Raw genomic sequence first — 15,193 nt, forward strand, 5'->3', positions numbered from 1 at the left:
TTTGTCTCCAATTTGATAAAACTTTTACTCCTTTTATAGAAAAAAGAAGACCTCATAGCCTTCTTTTAGTTTATTTTTGTGTAAAAACAAGCATAGCTTACTTGCGTTTTCTCGCGATCAAGTGAATCGGGGTTCCCTCAAAAACAAAGGCCTTGCGGATTTGATTTTCCAAGAAGCGCAGGTAAGAGAAGTGCATGAGTTCTTCTTCGTTAACAAAGATGACAAAGGTTGGTGGCTTGGTTGCCACTTGGGTCGCATAGAAGATTTTGAGGCGTTTTCCTTTGTCTGTCGGTGTTGGATTGATAGCAATGGCATCCATAATGACATCGTTCAAGACCGCTGATGGGATACGGGTGTTTTGACTTTCGCTGATTTGCTTGATCATTTCAGGCAATTTGTGGAGACGTTGCTTGGTCAGAGCAGAGACAAAGACAATCGGAGCATAAGGCAGGTATTGGAACTGCTCACGGATATCTTCTTCCCATTTCTTCATGGTGTGATTGTCTTTTTCAAGGGTATCCCACTTATTGACCACGATGATCATTCCTTTACCCGCTTCATGGGCAAAACCTGCGATACGTTTGTCGTACTCACGAATACCTTCCTCGGCATTGAGGACCATCAAGACCACGTCAGAACGGTCAATGGCACGCATGGCACGCATGACAGAGTATTTCTCCGTATTTTCATAGACTTTACCAGACTTACGCATACCAGCTGTATCAATCATGGTAAACTCTTGTCCATCCGTATCTGTAAAGTGGGTATCAATGGCATCACGCGTTGTCCCAGCTACTGGACTAGCAATCACGCGGTCTTCTCCCAAAATAGCGTTGATCAAACTTGATTTTCCAACGTTAGGACGGCCAATCAAGCTAAATTTAATCACGTCTGGATTTTCTTCTTCAACCTCATTTGGTAGATTTTCCACGATGGCATCGAGCACATCCCCTGTTCCGATACCGTGGACAGACGAAATTGGCAACGGTTCGCCCAATCCCAGAGCATAGAAATCATAGATGTCATTTCGCATCTCAGGATTGTCAACCTTGTTAACGGCAAGGATAACAGGCTTATGGGTTTTATAGAGTTTGCGGGCTACGTACTCGTCCGCATCTGTAATCCCTTCTTTCCCAGACACTACAAAAACGATGACATCAGCTTCTTCCATAGCGATTTCTGCTTGGTGTTTGATTTGCTCCATGAAGGGAGCATCGACGTCGTCAATCCCTCCAGTATCAATCATACTAAAGGAACGATTGAGCCACTCACCCGTTGCATAGATACGGTCACGTGTCACACCCTCGACATCTTCTACAATTGAGATTCGCTCACCAGCGATCCGATTAAATAGGGTCGATTTCCCAACATTGGGACGTCCCACAATGGCAATAGTTGGTAAGGCCATGTTTTCTCACTTTCTACAATAACTTTTTCTGTTCTAGATTTTTTAGAGTTGAACTAGGTTCGGCTTGACCAAACTGCTCTGCTAAACGCTGACTCCAAGAGGTCGTCGCACGCGCACCAGCATAGTCTGCCTGTACTTTGTCATAGTCCAAAATCGCCGCTACTGGCTGTTCTTGGTATTCTTCTTCAAATACCACTTGGTTCAAAGGCAGTCTTGGTTTGACCTCATGTTGTTGATTTGGCACGCCAAGAGCAATCCCAAAAACAGGGTAGGTATAGTCAGGCAGGTTAAAGAGCGCTGCCACTTCTTCTGACTTGTAACGGACCAAACCGATGATAACACCACCATATCCCAGACTCTCCGCTGCAAGCAAGGTATTTTGACCAGCAAGCGCAGCGTCTACAGACGTGATAAGGAGACCTTCCACCCCTTGAGGTTGGAAAGTGTCCGTATGAAGGCTTGCTCCCTTTTCAGCTCGGTTCAAGTCACCAACAAAAAGCAAAAAGGCTGCTGACTGGCGAATGGCTTCCTGAGGAACCAGTTCATAAAGAGAATCTTTCTTCTCTTGACTGCGCACAAGAATCACAGAGTAGGATTGGAAATTTTTCCAAGATGATGCCATTTGTCCAGCAGTCAAAATCTCTTCCAAGTCTGCCTGAGGAATCTCTTGCTCCTTAAAGCGACGAACCGAAGTATGAGCTTTCATCAGTTTAATGGTTTCTGTCATCGGCGATTTTCTCCTTCTAGTCTTGTCTCCTCAGCCAAATAACGGATTCGTTCCATGACCCGTCTAGCTTCCCAAGTCTCGTCATTTCCATTCTTTCCTTTGGCAAAATGTTTTTCCAAATCTTGGAAATTAAAGTTGGAAGTAAAGAAGGTCGGCAAATCTTCCTGCATGCGGTACTGAAGAATGACTTGGAGAATCTCATCACGTACCCAAGGGGTAGACTGTTCTGCACCAATATCATCTAAGACTAAGACCTCAGCTAACTTGATGTCATCCACCAAGGTCTTCACAGTTCCTTCACCGATGGCATTTTTCACATCAATGACAAAGCTTGGATAGTGGATAATGGTCGTTGATGCCCCACGCTTTTCAGATAGGTCATGAGCTAAGGCTGCCATCATGAAACTCTTTCCAACACCAAAATCTCCGTAAAGATAGAGGCCTTTTCGGATGCTTGGGTAAAGGTCAACAAAGGAATAGAGTCTCTCAAAAATCGGCAAACGGCCTAGATCATCCAGGTCAATCTGAGCTAACTTCGCTTTCTTGAGACTTGCTGGTAGATTGATCAACTTAAGACGATTCTTAATTGCAGCCTCTTTTTCTGCCGCGATTAGTTCTGGTGTTTCTTCATAGGACACATCCGCATATCCGTGATTCATAATCAAGATGGGCTTGTAGCCACGCGCTATATAGTCCGCATCCCCTCGAAGAAACTTGTCCCGTTCTGTGATATATTGATTGAACTTGGAGATGCTACGATTTAACTCCTCTTGACTGAGGGATTCTTTCTGGATAAAAGCCGCCACATCTGGGTCTTTCATAATCTGCTGGACTAGGTCCTGATACTGAAAACGACTTGTCTGACGTTTGATAACGTCACCCACACTTTCCATCTAGTCTCCTCCTTCTTCTAATCGGGCTAACATTTCTTGTTTTTTGCGTTCTAGTTCCAGACGAGTTTCCTCACTGGTTTGATTTTTATATTCTGGATTGCTCCACTTGGGAACATTTGTCTTAGTCGAGCTAGTTTTCGATTTCTGGTCTTCTTGCCCTTTTTGCTGACGCTCTCGAATCCGAAGCACAGCCTCTTCTGCTGTCCGAATTTTTTGATAAGCATAGTCATTGGCGACCTTCATGGCATATTTTTCATTGACATTAGCCGAATCAACCTTGTTAAAGGTTAGAAGCAAGACGATATTGATAACTTCATCCAACAAACCTAAAGACGCCATCTGGTGAAGGAGGTATCTTTCACTTTGGGTGATGTTTCCCTTACGTGTTTGCTTGATTTCAGCTAAAAATTCCAGGGGAGTTTTATTTTTGGCTTCCCTGATAATGGTCATTTCTTTGGGGCTAAAGTCAGAAGATGCTGGCTTTTGCGCAATTTTTTCACGCATGCGTTTGACTGAAATAACCTGAGCCACAGCTGTCGCCTTGGCTAATTGATAGGTTTCAAACCAGGTCCATTTTTTTTCATCTGCAATGGCGAATAATTCCAGAACATCCGTTTGCTCGTCTTCAAAACGCAAGCCATCTCGAGCCATCAGGCGCTGGAAATGTTCCAAGTCAAAATCATTTTTTAACTTGCTTTTAGACTCGCTTGGGGTCACTTCTTCAGTCAGGGTTGGAAAGACTTGGCTCAAAGAAACAGAAAGTGCTTCTCCCTTACTTGGAGCCTGCTTCATAGCAGAAACAGCTGTATCCCCAATCTTTTTCTCTAATAATCTGCTATAGACAGAATGGCTTAAAAATTCCTGACTGGAGAGGGGAGAATGAAGCTGCAATTCATAAGTTTTCCCCTTTTGATAAAGGGTCAACAGATCTAAGGCAGATAAGATTTTAAAGGATTGGAGCAAGGTCGGCATGCCAAAGTTTAAGTGGTTGAGGATGTGGGAAAAGAGGTGTTCCTTTTGCCCACCATCCCAAAAGGTAAGGGCATATAGATAGAGGCTCAGTGCCTCCTGACCGATAATCGGGAGGTAGCACTGCACCAGAGAAGAGGTATCTTGCGACACCCGATTATTCTTTAGAAAAGAAAAACGGTCATTTGGCTTCATCTATTTTTCCTTTTTCTTCTTAGAGGACTGGGTGATTTGCTGGAGCAGACTCTCCAACTCACTCACATCCTTAAAGCTACGATAAACACTGGCAAAACGAACATAGGTAATCTCATCCAGCTCTGCCAATTCTTCCATGACTAAAGAACCAATATATTCACTTTGGATCTCATTCTCACTGCGACTACGGAGTTTTTGCTCGATACGATTGACCACCATGTTGATTTCATCACTTGACACAGGACGCTTCTGGGCTGAGCGGATAATCCCATTAAAGATTTTATCTCTCGAAAACTGCTCTCGTGTACCGTCTTTTTTGACAACGACCAGCGTTCTTTCTTCTACTCGTTCATAGGTTGTAAAACGATGCTGACACTCGTCGCACTCACGTCTTCGACGGATGGTATTTCCTTCTTCGGCTTGTCGACTATCAACAACACTAGACTTGGTAGCCCCACATTTTGGACAACGCATGCATTTCCCTCCTTGTCGTTTTCTTTTCATTATACCATTTTTTGAGCAATTCCCAAAACAATTCTTATTTTTACTTGACAAGTTTTTTGTTTTATTGTATTATTTGATTAGAACAACAAAGACATAGAAAGGAGACTATGATGTCCTGGTCATTTGATAATACAAAACCGATTTATTTACAGATTATGGAAAAAATTAAACTACAGATTGTTTCCCATGAACTGGAACCCAACCAACAGCTCCCAACCGTAAGAGAACTGGCGAGCGAGGCTGGGGTCAATCCCAACACCATCCAGCGCGCCTTGTCTGACCTTGAACGTGAAGGATTCGTTTATAGCAAGCGAACAACTGGTCGTTTTGTCACCGAGGATTTGGACCTCATCGTTCAGTCCCGCAAACAACTTTCCGAAGAGCAACTGCAACACTTCGTCTCTTGCATGCTTCAATTTGGCTACAAAAAAGAAGAACTGCCAAATGTATTAAGCGACTATATTAAAGGAGTTTAAGACTATGACACTACTAGCACTTGAAAATGTATCAAAATCATATGGAGCAACTGCGGCACTTGACAATATCTCACTAGAGATCTCAGCTGGAAAGATTGTCGGGCTCCTCGGACCAAACGGATCCGGAAAAACAACCTTGATCAAACTGATTAACGGTCTCCTTCAGCCAGATAAAGGACGTGTCCTCATTAACGGACAGGATCCAAGTCCTGCTACCAAGGCGATCGTCTCTTATCTACCAGACACAACCTATCTAAATGAACAGATGAAGGTCAAGGAAGCCCTAACCTACTTCAAGACCTTCTATCAGGATTTCAATCTTGAACGCGCCCAACATCTACTTGCAGACCTTGGCATTGATGAAAATAGTCGTTTAAAGAAATTATCAAAAGGAAACAAGGAAAAGGTCCAACTAATCCTCGTTATGAGCCGTGAAGCCCGCCTCTACGTTCTGGACGAACCAATCGGAGGTGTGGATCCAGCTGCTCGTGATTATATCCTCAATACCATCATCAACAACTATTCCCCAACTTCTACAGTCCTGATTTCAACCCACTTGATTTCAGATATTGAGCCAATCTTGGATGAGATTATCTTCCTCAAAGACGGAAAAGTCGTTCGCCAAGGAAATGTTGATGATATTCGTTACGAGTCAGGTGAATCAATTGACCAGCTCTTCCGCCAGGAATTTAAAGCCTAAGCAAAGGAGATTATTATGTTTTGGAATCTAGTTCGTTATGAATTTAAGAATGTCAATAAATGGTATTTAGCGCTCTATGGAGCTGTGCTTGCAATTTCAGTTTTAATTGGAGCTTTTCTTGGTAGCCTTAGCCAGAGTTACAATTCTAACAATGCTGTTTATTTCATCTTCTTTTTGGTACTAGTCTTTGGAGGACTCAGCGTCACTCTTTGGATTGCAACAATCTTTTTAATCATCCGAAGATTCAAGGGGAGTGTTTATGACCGCCAAGGGTACTTGACCCTAACCTTGCCTGTCTCTGAGCATCAAATCATCATCGCAAAACTTTTAGGTGGTCTTGTCTGGTCCATCTTAAGCTATATCGTCTTTATCTTGAGTGTATTGATTATCTTCTTCTTAACACCAATAGAAAAAGACTTCACCGTCCTCTATAACTTCATTTCCCCTTACCTCAGCTACGGCTGGCTGTATGCCCTATCACTATTTGTCGGTTCGATTACATGGATTTTATCCATTTACCTCTCCATCTCAATCGGACAACTCTTTAATGAGTATCGAACAGCTATGGGGATTCTAGCCTATATCGTCATTGCCATCGTCATTGGTTATGTTTCTCTCTTTTTCCGAATTGAAAATGACTTTAACATGATGATTGGTACAGAAATTCTGCGCGATCTCTTTTTATCGGCTATCTACTATCTCGGTACCTACTATATTTTGAAAAACAAGGTTAATTTGCAATAGTTTAAACGTCAAAAAAGGATAACATCTCATCACTGAGAGGCTATCCTTTTCTTTATCTCATTTTTTAACTAGATTAAAAAAATGAATCCATCTAGCAATTAAAATATAAAATCTGATCTAAATATCTCGTTTAATTTCTCTATTGTGTCACTATCATTATATTCCTTAAATATTCTCATAGCTTTAGAACATTCTTTCTTACCTATCTCTACTCGATTAGTTTTAATATGATAAACACCTCTTAAAAAAAGCAAATAATTTTTTTCAAAATAATATCCTTGTCTCGTAAGTAAATTTTCTAAATCATCTATAAAAAATTGAGCGCTATCTAACAAATTATTTTTTAACAGTAATTCCAAGTTAAATAAATATAAAGGAATTACCCTGCGAGCTCCCGTTTCCGTTTTTAGAAAGTGTCGTGTTTTCTTGATTACTATTCTATATAGTAAGCTAATGGTTTTTGTATTCATAAAAAACACCGAATTATAGAAAATTTTTAGTTCATACTCCATCCAAGTATCTACAGAAAGCAGATATTTTATTAATTCATTGCATTTAGATGAATTATAAGGAAGGTTTGCAAGACGGTTGATCTGTTGCTCAGTAATCAATTTTATATGGTAATTGCATAAACTTTTTTCTTGCTTTTGTCTTAACTCTATTTTCTGGACTAATTCTTGAAGTAAAAATATATCTGAAGAATTTACAGCATTTTCTAACTCTCCCCAAAAACATACCTTTTGGGAGTAATAACAGTGAACTAACTCTTCAAATTCTGAAAATGAGGTTCCAAGGCGATCTAACAGAATATAAAAATGATTAATAGATAACTTCGTAACTCCATTCTCGAACCGAGAAATTGTTGATTCACTAATTTCATTACACGCTAAATCTTTCAGACGAAAATTTTTTGAAATACGGATATCTTTTAAAACGGCTCCAAAATTTTCCATATCAATTCTCTTCCATTTCTGCAATAAATAAAACGAGCTTTTTTTATTCTGATATGATTATATCAAAATAAAAAAAAAAAAGGAAAATATTATTATGAAAGTTTTGAAGAAAATTTCATTATCAGCAGTTGCTTTACTTAGCTTGGGAGCATCCCTGCCAACCAATAATCCAGTTTCTGCTCAAGAATCCTCCACTCAAACGACTTATAGTAAGTCAAGTGGAAGTTGGATAAAATCTGATAGCCGTTGGTGGTATGAGCATTATGATGGTTCTTATACTACAAATGGATGGGAAAAAATAAATGACACCTGGTACTATTTTGATAGTGAAGGTTGGATGAAGACAGGTTGGATTAAAGAATATGGAAAATGGTATTTTCTAGATGATAGTGGAGCCATGAAAACTGGATGGTGTTGGGATTCGGGTAGTTGGTATTATTTAGATACTAGTGGTGTCATGCAAACAGGGCTACAGACTATCGAAGGTGAACAATATTATTTAGATACTAGCGGAGCTATGCAGACGGGTTGGCACAATATCGGAGATGATACCTATTTCTTTGCTAATAGTGGCGAAAGCCGAAATATCAATCGTCGGGCTTTAGTTCTTGGTGAAACATCTACTCCAGCAGTACCTATCGCAGATGTTAATGCGATGGAAAAGGTATTTAGCAACCAAAATTTCAGTGAAGTTGTTCGTTTCCCAGATAGAACTAAGTCTGAGATTATTGCAAAAATGCAAGAACTATTTGAATCTTCTACCGAAAGTGATGTGAACTATCTTTACTTTACTTGTCATGGAGGAAGAGATGGAAGAATCTATATTGGGAGTGATAAAACAGCATTTTCTGGTTGGGAATTGGCGTCCATTTTAAAACAATACAAAGGTAAGTTTGTTGTTATGCTGGATTGTTGTCATGCTGGAACAATTATCTCTAAAGATAATACGGAGGCATCCAATGGAGGAGCCTCTACAGAATATTTTGATTTGAACGAGTTTGTATCAGGATTTTCTAATATGAATGGTAACGAAAAATCAGGTGAGATGATTGACTCTAAATTTTTAGTACTATGCTCATCAAGAGGTGCAGAATACTCTAGTGGTGGATCATTAAGTTTAGCGACTAAATATTGGTCTTTAGGTTCAGGATGGAATCCTCTACAGAATTCACAAGTATCTTTAATAGCAGACCAAAATTATAATCATAGAATCACGTTAAATGAACTGTATACATACTCTCGTGAACAAGTTTTGAAACAAAATTCTAACCAGCATATTGAAGTTTATCCAGACAACAGTCAATTTGTTTTATTCAAAAAATAAGGAGTTCATAAAATGAAAGTATCAAAAAAAATTACACTACTTAGTTTGTCATTGGCAGGTTTCGTTTTATTGACTCTACCTCAAGCAGGAAAGGCATTTGAACTTAAAGAAGACTGGGCTTTTAAAGGCGGCATTCGATACGAGAATGGGAAAGTCAGTAAGATTAATAATGGATATGAAGTAAATATTAAAGTGTTAGATTTACCTAGTACTAGCAAAATCGAATGGACAGTTAGTTTAAATGGAGAAAAGCAAAATACTAGCTTTTTAGCGGAGGAAAGAACGGTATCTAAAACTGAAGATAAGGGACGTTTTTTACACTTTTATATCCCTTATGGATATCGTGGGGATATTGTAGTAGAGGCTAAGAGTGGTACTGAAGTAAAAACTTGGTCTACTAAGGTAGTTGACGATGTTGATTCAGATACTGCTAAGAGTGGCTACTTTGTTTTAGATGGTGACCAAATCTTAGAAAGTTCATGGGATTCTGTAAATGAGTCTTATGTTACAACGCTTCCAACCGTAATATCAGGAAAATCTGTTGTTGCTTGGCGTGAAGAAGGAACTCTTAATTTAATTAAACCAGGAAGAATTGCTCGGCAATATAATAGCAGTGGATTATATGTAAAACTTTCTCCAATCTTTGAAACTGCTAGCTGGCTACAATCAAACCAAAATTGGTACTATCAAAAACAAGGTCAACTAGTTAAAGATGCTTGGATCAATAATCAGGGAACATGGTACTTTATGGATGATGAAGGGGTTATGTTTAATCAAACATGGCTATACCGAGGTGGTAGCTGGTATGCCTTTAAATCATCAGGAGCTATGATTTCAGCTGATTGGCTATATGATAATGGCTCTTGGTATTACCTAAAAGATTCAGGTTCTATGGCGACAGGCTGGATTAAAGATGGTGGCTCTTGGTACTACCTAAATGATTCAGGTTCTATGGCAACAGGTTGGATTAAAGATAGTGGAACTTGGTATTACCTAAAAGACTCAGGTTCTATGGCGACAGGTTGGGTCAAAGATAATGGTAAGTGGTACTATCTCGCATCATCTGGTAATATGCTTCGTAATACCTATACACCTGATGGCTATTATGTAGATGATAGTGGAGCTTGGTAATAATCTAGAGTATAAATCTTATTCTATTAACTATTAGTTATAGATTCACAGGCTAAATGATATAAAAGCTACATGACAATACAAAAAGCAAGGAACTTAAATTCCTTGCTTTTTAACTCAATATCAAACTGGCTACTATTGGACTGACAAAGACGTAGAGAATACCGGTGACACCGATGGCCAAGCCACCCATGGCTCCTGCTACCGAGCCGTATCGAAAGGCTGTTCCTGTTCCGACTGCATGACCTGTTCCACCGAGGGAAAGACCAACTGCCACTGGATCGTCAATTTTCAACCACTTCAAAAGGGTTGGTCCGATCACACTGGTTAAGATCCCAGTCGCTACTACGACGACCAAGGTCACAGTCGTTAAACCCTGCAATTTTTCTGTAATCCCCACTGCCATAGCGGTTGTTACTGACTTGGGAAAGAGAGAAATTGCTAGGAAAAAGTCCATACCAAATATTTTCGCTACTATGGCAGTGAAGCTAGTATTGACCACTACTGCTAGCAGACTACCAAAGAGAATACTCCGAGCATGGTGCTTCATCAAGTGAAAACTCTTATAAAGCGGAATCCCTAGAGCCACTGTCGATGGGACAATCAAATTATTCAGATAAACCCCACCTTGGTAATAATCTTGATAAGAAATCCCCGTCGCCTTAAGGAAAATAATGATAAAAATAGCCGACAACAGCAAGGGTGTTGTCAATGGATGTGGAAAACGTCTGTAAATCAACATCCCCACTAGATAAGCTAGGATAGACAATGCAATCCCAAACAGAGGATTGGATACAAATTCACTCATTCCGTTTCTCCCTTCTCATAATCTCCCTCAAATCGTCTCTTGATAAACTGAACCACTAGGGCTATGAGGATAATGTTGATGACAGCCGCAAAAAAGACAATCAAAACAATGGGCAAGAGATAAGGAGCAATCACATCAAACTTCTCCATGATTCCCACTGCTGGTGGCAAAAAGAGAATGGTCATATTGGCCAGCAAGAAATTCCCAACCATATTGACATGCCTGGTCCTTAACCACTTGAATTGTAGGGCTAGAAAGAGAATAATCAAACCGATAATACTGCCGGGGATGGGCAGATGAAAGAAACTGGAGATTCCCTCACCGATTAGAGAAATCACAAAGAGAATCATTAATTGAACATATAATTTCATCCTAAACTCCATGAAATAAACTTCTTGCATACCAGTTTACTCTTTTTTCAGAAAAATTCAAGGAAATATTGAAATTCTTCTTTCTTGCAAGGATTAGCTAAAAGTAGTATAATAATTGCATGCGCAATCATCTTGTGTTAGAGAGACAGTCAGTAATGATTTTGTGATTTTTACTTTGAAAAGAAAGGAGAAAGCAATGACCTACTTAGAAAAATGGTTTGACTACAATCGCCGTCAAAAAGAAATGGAAGCCTTGTTGGAAGAAACTATTGCCCAGCAGAGTGAACAAAGGCTGAACTTGAAAGAGTTTTACCTGCTCTACTATCTGAATCTAGCCCAAGAGAAATCTCTACGACAAATTGACCTGCCAGATAAACTCCATCTCAGCCCGAGCGCTGTTTCTCGAATGGTGGCTAGGTTAGAAGAGAAAAACTGTGGCTTGCTTAGTCGCAGATGTTGCGACCAGGATAGACGGGCTAGTTTTATCTGCCTGACTGACGAGGGACAAACAACCCTGGCTTATCTACAAAAAGCCGTCGAAGAAAGATTGGAAACCAGTCTTGATTTCATTTCATAATCAGATTTTCAAAAAAGTTGCGTGCGCAATCATTTTTCTTGACATTCCTCTTTTCAAGGAGTACAATAAAGTCAAGATCGAACAAAGGAGTTTAATATGATCGCAATTACCTATCTAGACACCAGCAAACAAGAGAGAACCATGACTTTCGAGTCTTACCAAGACTTTGAACGTTCTCAACAAGCTTGCCTTATCGGTGTCGCAGATTATTACCCAGTTCAAAAATTAACCTATAATGGTCATGATTTGGACTACCATGGGACTTATGGAGATGTCTTCTTCTATCTCATGAAACAAGATTTAAGCCAATATAACTAAAAAAGGAGAAATACAATGGCAAAAGCAATTACAGATGCAACATTTGAACAAGAAACAAAAGACGGTTTGGTCTTGGTAGACTTCTGGGCAACTTGGTGTGGTCCATGTCGTATGCAAGGTCCAATCTTGGATAAATTATCTGAAGAACTTTCAGAAGATGTCTTGAAAATCGTTAAAATGGACGTTGATGAAAATCCAAACACAGCTCGTGCCTTTGGAATCATGTCTATTCCAACTCTTCTCTTCAAAAAAGACGGCCAAGTGGTGAAACAAGTTGCTGGTGTTCACACTGCAGAACAAATCAAGGCCATCGTTGCTGAATTGAGCTAATCACACGAGAGACCAAGTACTTTATTTGGTCTCTTTTTTTCTTGCCCTTTGCCATTTTTCAAAAAATATGCTAGACTGTAGGTAGAATATTACGATGTTTGGGACATGCCATCGCTAAAAAAAACCTCTACTTGGTATTTTTTAGCTCCCCTCAAGGGAGCTTTTTGCGTGCTCTGAACATTTCCCACTTTGGAAGGAGTACTATGAAACGTCAATCAGCCTTGGTCGTCTTTAGCGGCGGTCAAGATTCCACAACCTGCCTCTTTTGGGCTAAAGAACACTATGAAACAGTCGAAGCCGTCACCTTTGCCTACGGCCAACGCCATCATCTCGAAATTCAAGTTGCTAGAGAAATCGCTAAGGAACAAGGTATTCGTCATCACATCTTAGATATGTCTCTACTGGGGCAAATCACTGAAAATGCCTTGACCTCTGATATGGAAATCGAGCAAAAAGAGGGAGAGGTTCCCAATACCTTTGTTGACGGTCGCAACCACCTCTTTCTATCCTTTGCGGCAGTTCTTGCCAAGCAACGGGGCATTAAAGATATCGTGACAGGTGTCTGCGAGACAGATTTCTCAGGCTACCCCGATTGTCGAGATGTCTTTGTCAAATCCCTTAATGTTACCCTCAACCTTGCCATGGATTACGACTTTGTTATCCAAACACCTCTCATGTGGCTAGACAAGGCTGAAACTTGGGAATTAGCCGACCAACTAGGTGCCTTTGACTATGTTCGTGAAAAGACCTTGACCTGCTACAATGGGATTATCGGAAGTGGCTGTGGAGATTGCCCAGCCTGCCACCTACGTCAGCATGGCCTAGATGTTTATCTCTCACAGAAAGGAGAGGGCTAATGTTTTTTGCACCCAAAGAAATCAAACAAGAAACTGGGGAATCTCTTGTCTACAATCCTCACAGAACCTTGGTATCAAAAGAATTTACCTTCGACGCTGCCCACCACCTCTTTCACTATGAAGGAAAATGCAAATCCCTGCACGGACACACTTATCATTTGCAAATCGCTGTCAGTGGATTTTTAGATGAACGGGGCATGACCTATGACTTTGGAGACATCAAAGGTATCTACAAGGACTACTTAGAGCCCCACTTGGATCATCGCTATCTCAACGAAACTCTACCCTATATGAACACGACTGCTGAAAACATGGTTTACTGGATTTTCCAAACCATGAGTCAAGAGTTGCCAGACGAGCGCGGTCTCCGTTTGGAATACATTCGCCTCTATGAGACTCCGACTGCCTTTGCGGAGTTTAGACGGGAGTGGTTAGATGACTAGGGAACGTGTCCTCAAACTACCTGTTCTGGAAATTTTCGGTCCAACCTTTCAGGGTGAAGGCCGTGCTATCGGGCAGAAAACTATGTTTGTCCGCACTGCAGGTTGCGACTACCACTGCGACTGGTGCGACTCTGCCTTTACTTGGGATGGTTCTGAAAAACCAACTCGTATGACGGCTGACGAAGTCATTGCTGAATTAGACAAGCTAGGAAGCTACGACTATGTAACCCTGTCTGGGGGAAATCCTGCTATCCTAGCAGCCAACATGGCCGAATTAGTCACTAAACTCAAGGAACGTGGAGTCACTCTAGCTGTTGAGACTCAAGGCTCCCGCTGGCAAAATTGGTTAAAAGACATCGACCAAGTCACACTTAGTCCCAAACCTCCTTCATCCAAGATGGAAGTCAACTTTGAGACCTTGGATTTCATCGTTTCTCAACTGGATCCAGATAAAGTCACCTTTAAAATTCCCGTCTTTGATGATGCCGATTTGGCCTTTGCCAAAGGGATTCAAGAGCGCTACCAACCAGATGTTCTCTTCTTATCGGCTGGAAATCCTGAGCCCAAGGCCACAGGCAATATTGTCCAAGATCAACTGGACCGTCTCAAAGAACTCTGGGAACGCGTCGCTGCCGACGATAGCTGGGGCAATGTCCGCGTCCTTCCTCAACTCCATACCCTCCTCTACGATAACCAACGTGGTGTTTAAGATTAGAAAGAAAAAATCATGTCACAACAAGAAGAAATGAAAAATCTAAGCCTACTGGGCAACAAAGAAACCAACTACATTTTCGAGTATCAACCAGAAGTCCTGGAATCCTTTGACAATCGTCATGTGGAAAATGACTATTTCATCAAATTTAACTGCCCTGAATTTACCTCACTTTGCCCCATCACTGCTCAGCCAGACTTTGCGACGATTTATATTTCCTACATTCCTGACAAACTCTGTGTCGAGTCAAAATCCCTCAAACTCTACCTCTTTAGCTACCGAAATCATGGAGATTTTCACGAAAACTGTATCAACACTATCGGGAAAGACTTGGTCAACTTGCTCGACCCTCGCTATTTAGAGGTCTGGGGAAAATTCACTCCGCGTGGTGGCATTTCAATCGATCCCTACTACAACTATGGTAAGCCTGGAACTAAGTATGAGGGCTTGGCAGAACAACGCCTCTTCCAACACGACCTTTATCCAGAGAAAATTGACAACCGTTAAACTCATACTCAATGAAAATCAAAGAGCAAACTAGGAAGATAGCCTCAGGTTGCTCAAAGAACTGCTTTGAGGTTGTAGATAGAACTGACGAAGTCAGCTCAAAACACTGTTTTGAGGTTGCAGATAGAACTGACGAAGTCAGCTCAAAACATTGTTTTGAGGTTGCAGATAGAACTGACGAAGTCAGTTACATATATCTACGGCAAGGCGAAGCTGACGTGGTTTGAAGAGATTTTCGAAGAGTAT

General features: G+C 40.8%; 20 protein-coding genes. 12 read left to right on the plus strand and 8 right to left on the minus strand.

The window, feature by feature from the left end; all coding sequences use genetic code 11:
- Positions 1 to 97: 97 nt before the first annotated feature.
- The 5 genes from der to nrdR are packed head-to-tail and all read right to left on the minus strand — an operon-like array spanning position 98 to position 4,666.
- On the minus strand, positions 98 to 1,408 hold the full coding sequence (gene der, locus HMPREF1125_RS02840) for a ribosome biogenesis GTPase Der (protein ID WP_001207693.1): 1,311 nt from the start codon (positions 1,406 to 1,408) through the stop codon (positions 98 to 100).
- Positions 1,409 to 1,421: 13 nt separating this feature from the next.
- On the minus strand, positions 1,422 to 2,135 hold the full coding sequence (locus HMPREF1125_RS02845) for an NADPH-dependent oxidoreductase (protein ID WP_000140834.1): 714 nt from the start codon (positions 2,133 to 2,135) through the stop codon (positions 1,422 to 1,424).
- Positions 2,132 to 3,028, minus strand: a complete 897-nt coding sequence (gene dnaI / locus HMPREF1125_RS02850; RefSeq protein ID WP_000446490.1) for a primosomal protein DnaI — start codon at positions 3,026 to 3,028, stop codon at positions 2,132 to 2,134. Before dnaI ends, HMPREF1125_RS02845 begins: the two co-directional genes overlap by 4 nt.
- Positions 3,029 to 4,192 carry a DnaD domain protein gene (locus tag HMPREF1125_RS02855; protein ID WP_000803926.1) on the minus strand — a complete coding sequence of 388 codons (1,164 nt, stop codon included), beginning with the start codon at positions 4,190 to 4,192 and terminating at the stop codon, positions 3,029 to 3,031.
- Positions 4,193 to 4,666 carry a transcriptional regulator NrdR gene (gene nrdR, locus HMPREF1125_RS02860; RefSeq protein ID WP_001203678.1) on the minus strand — a complete coding sequence of 158 codons (474 nt, stop codon included), beginning with the start codon at positions 4,664 to 4,666 and terminating at the stop codon, positions 4,193 to 4,195.
- 140 nt (positions 4,667 to 4,806) lie between these two features.
- On the opposite strand from nrdR, the gene HMPREF1125_RS02865 reads away from it, so the two are divergent.
- The 3 genes from HMPREF1125_RS02865 to HMPREF1125_RS02875 are packed head-to-tail and all read left to right on the plus strand — an operon-like array spanning position 4,807 to position 6,616.
- Positions 4,807 to 5,172 carry a GntR family transcriptional regulator gene (locus HMPREF1125_RS02865; RefSeq protein WP_000119122.1) on the plus strand — a complete coding sequence of 122 codons (366 nt, stop codon included), beginning with the start codon at positions 4,807 to 4,809 and terminating at the stop codon, positions 5,170 to 5,172.
- A 4-nt stretch (positions 5,173 to 5,176) separates the two neighbouring features.
- Positions 5,177 to 5,872 (plus strand): ABC transporter ATP-binding protein, encoded by a 696-nt coding sequence (locus HMPREF1125_RS02870; protein ID WP_000173183.1) that lies wholly within the window; start codon positions 5,177 to 5,179, stop codon positions 5,870 to 5,872.
- 15 nt (positions 5,873 to 5,887) lie between these two features.
- On the plus strand, positions 5,888 to 6,616 hold the full coding sequence (locus HMPREF1125_RS02875; protein ID WP_000498776.1) for an ABC transporter permease: 729 nt from the start codon (positions 5,888 to 5,890) through the stop codon (positions 6,614 to 6,616).
- Positions 6,617 to 6,714: 98 nt separating this feature from the next.
- Here the strand turns inward: HMPREF1125_RS02875 and HMPREF1125_RS02880 are convergent, their stop codons facing one another.
- A complete protein-coding gene (locus HMPREF1125_RS02880; protein ID WP_000427008.1) occupies positions 6,715 to 7,569 on the minus strand; it encodes a helix-turn-helix domain-containing protein in 855 nt (284 codons plus the stop codon).
- Between the two features lie 103 nt (positions 7,570 to 7,672).
- Between HMPREF1125_RS02880 and HMPREF1125_RS02885 the strand changes: the two genes are divergently transcribed.
- Positions 7,673 to 8,893: a caspase family protein gene (locus HMPREF1125_RS02885; RefSeq protein ID WP_025172312.1), complete on the plus strand. Its 1,221-nt coding sequence runs from the start codon at positions 7,673 to 7,675 to the stop codon at positions 8,891 to 8,893.
- Positions 8,894 to 8,905: 12 nt separating this feature from the next.
- A complete protein-coding gene (locus HMPREF1125_RS02890; protein ID WP_000868701.1) occupies positions 8,906 to 10,024 on the plus strand; it encodes an N-acetylmuramoyl-L-alanine amidase family protein in 1,119 nt (372 codons plus the stop codon).
- 112 nt (positions 10,025 to 10,136) lie between these two features.
- Here the strand turns inward: HMPREF1125_RS02890 and HMPREF1125_RS02895 are convergent, their stop codons facing one another.
- A complete protein-coding gene (locus tag HMPREF1125_RS02895) occupies positions 10,137 to 10,832 on the minus strand; it encodes an LrgB family protein (protein WP_001288935.1) in 696 nt (231 codons plus the stop codon).
- Positions 10,829 to 11,203: a CidA/LrgA family protein gene (locus HMPREF1125_RS02900; RefSeq protein WP_025172313.1), complete on the minus strand. Its 375-nt coding sequence runs from the start codon at positions 11,201 to 11,203 to the stop codon at positions 10,829 to 10,831. The genes HMPREF1125_RS02895 and HMPREF1125_RS02900 overlap by 4 nt, the downstream gene beginning before the upstream one ends.
- Positions 11,204 to 11,399: 196 nt before the next feature.
- Between HMPREF1125_RS02900 and HMPREF1125_RS02905 the strand changes: the two genes are divergently transcribed.
- The 7 genes from HMPREF1125_RS02905 to queF all read left to right on the plus strand — a co-directional run bounded on the left by HMPREF1125_RS02905 (position 11,400) and on the right by queF (position 14,947).
- Positions 11,400 to 11,780: a MarR family winged helix-turn-helix transcriptional regulator gene (locus tag HMPREF1125_RS02905; RefSeq protein ID WP_000221643.1), complete on the plus strand. Its 381-nt coding sequence runs from the start codon at positions 11,400 to 11,402 to the stop codon at positions 11,778 to 11,780.
- A gap of 96 nt (positions 11,781 to 11,876) precedes the next feature.
- A complete protein-coding gene (locus HMPREF1125_RS02910; protein ID WP_000560636.1) occupies positions 11,877 to 12,098 on the plus strand; it encodes a DUF4649 family protein in 222 nt (73 codons plus the stop codon).
- Positions 12,099 to 12,113: 15 nt separating this feature from the next.
- Entirely contained in the window at positions 12,114 to 12,428 is a 315-nt protein-coding gene (gene trxA, locus HMPREF1125_RS02915; protein ID WP_001029581.1) for a thioredoxin, read from the plus strand.
- A 203-nt stretch (positions 12,429 to 12,631) separates the two neighbouring features.
- Entirely contained in the window at positions 12,632 to 13,285 is a 654-nt protein-coding gene (queC, locus tag HMPREF1125_RS02920) for a 7-cyano-7-deazaguanine synthase QueC (protein WP_000828773.1), read from the plus strand.
- Positions 13,285 to 13,728, plus strand: coding sequence for a 6-carboxytetrahydropterin synthase QueD (queD, locus tag HMPREF1125_RS02925; protein ID WP_000464579.1), 444 nt, complete (start codon positions 13,285 to 13,287; stop codon positions 13,726 to 13,728). The genes queC and queD overlap by 1 nt, the downstream gene beginning before the upstream one ends.
- The gene (gene queE / locus HMPREF1125_RS02930) at positions 13,721 to 14,437 is read left to right on the plus strand and encodes a 7-carboxy-7-deazaguanine synthase QueE (RefSeq protein ID WP_000196475.1); all 717 of its coding nucleotides are present in this window, start codon (positions 13,721 to 13,723) and stop codon (positions 14,435 to 14,437) included. Before queD ends, queE begins: the two co-directional genes overlap by 8 nt.
- Before the next feature lie 18 nt (positions 14,438 to 14,455).
- On the plus strand, positions 14,456 to 14,947 hold the full coding sequence (queF, locus tag HMPREF1125_RS02935) for a preQ(1) synthase (protein WP_000082587.1): 492 nt from the start codon (positions 14,456 to 14,458) through the stop codon (positions 14,945 to 14,947).
- The last annotated feature ends 246 nt before the right edge of the window (positions 14,948 to 15,193 follow it).

Origin of the sequence: Streptococcus oralis SK304, assembly GCF_000287715.1 — a bacterium.
Classification (GTDB): domain Bacteria; phylum Bacillota; class Bacilli; order Lactobacillales; family Streptococcaceae; genus Streptococcus; species Streptococcus oralis_Y.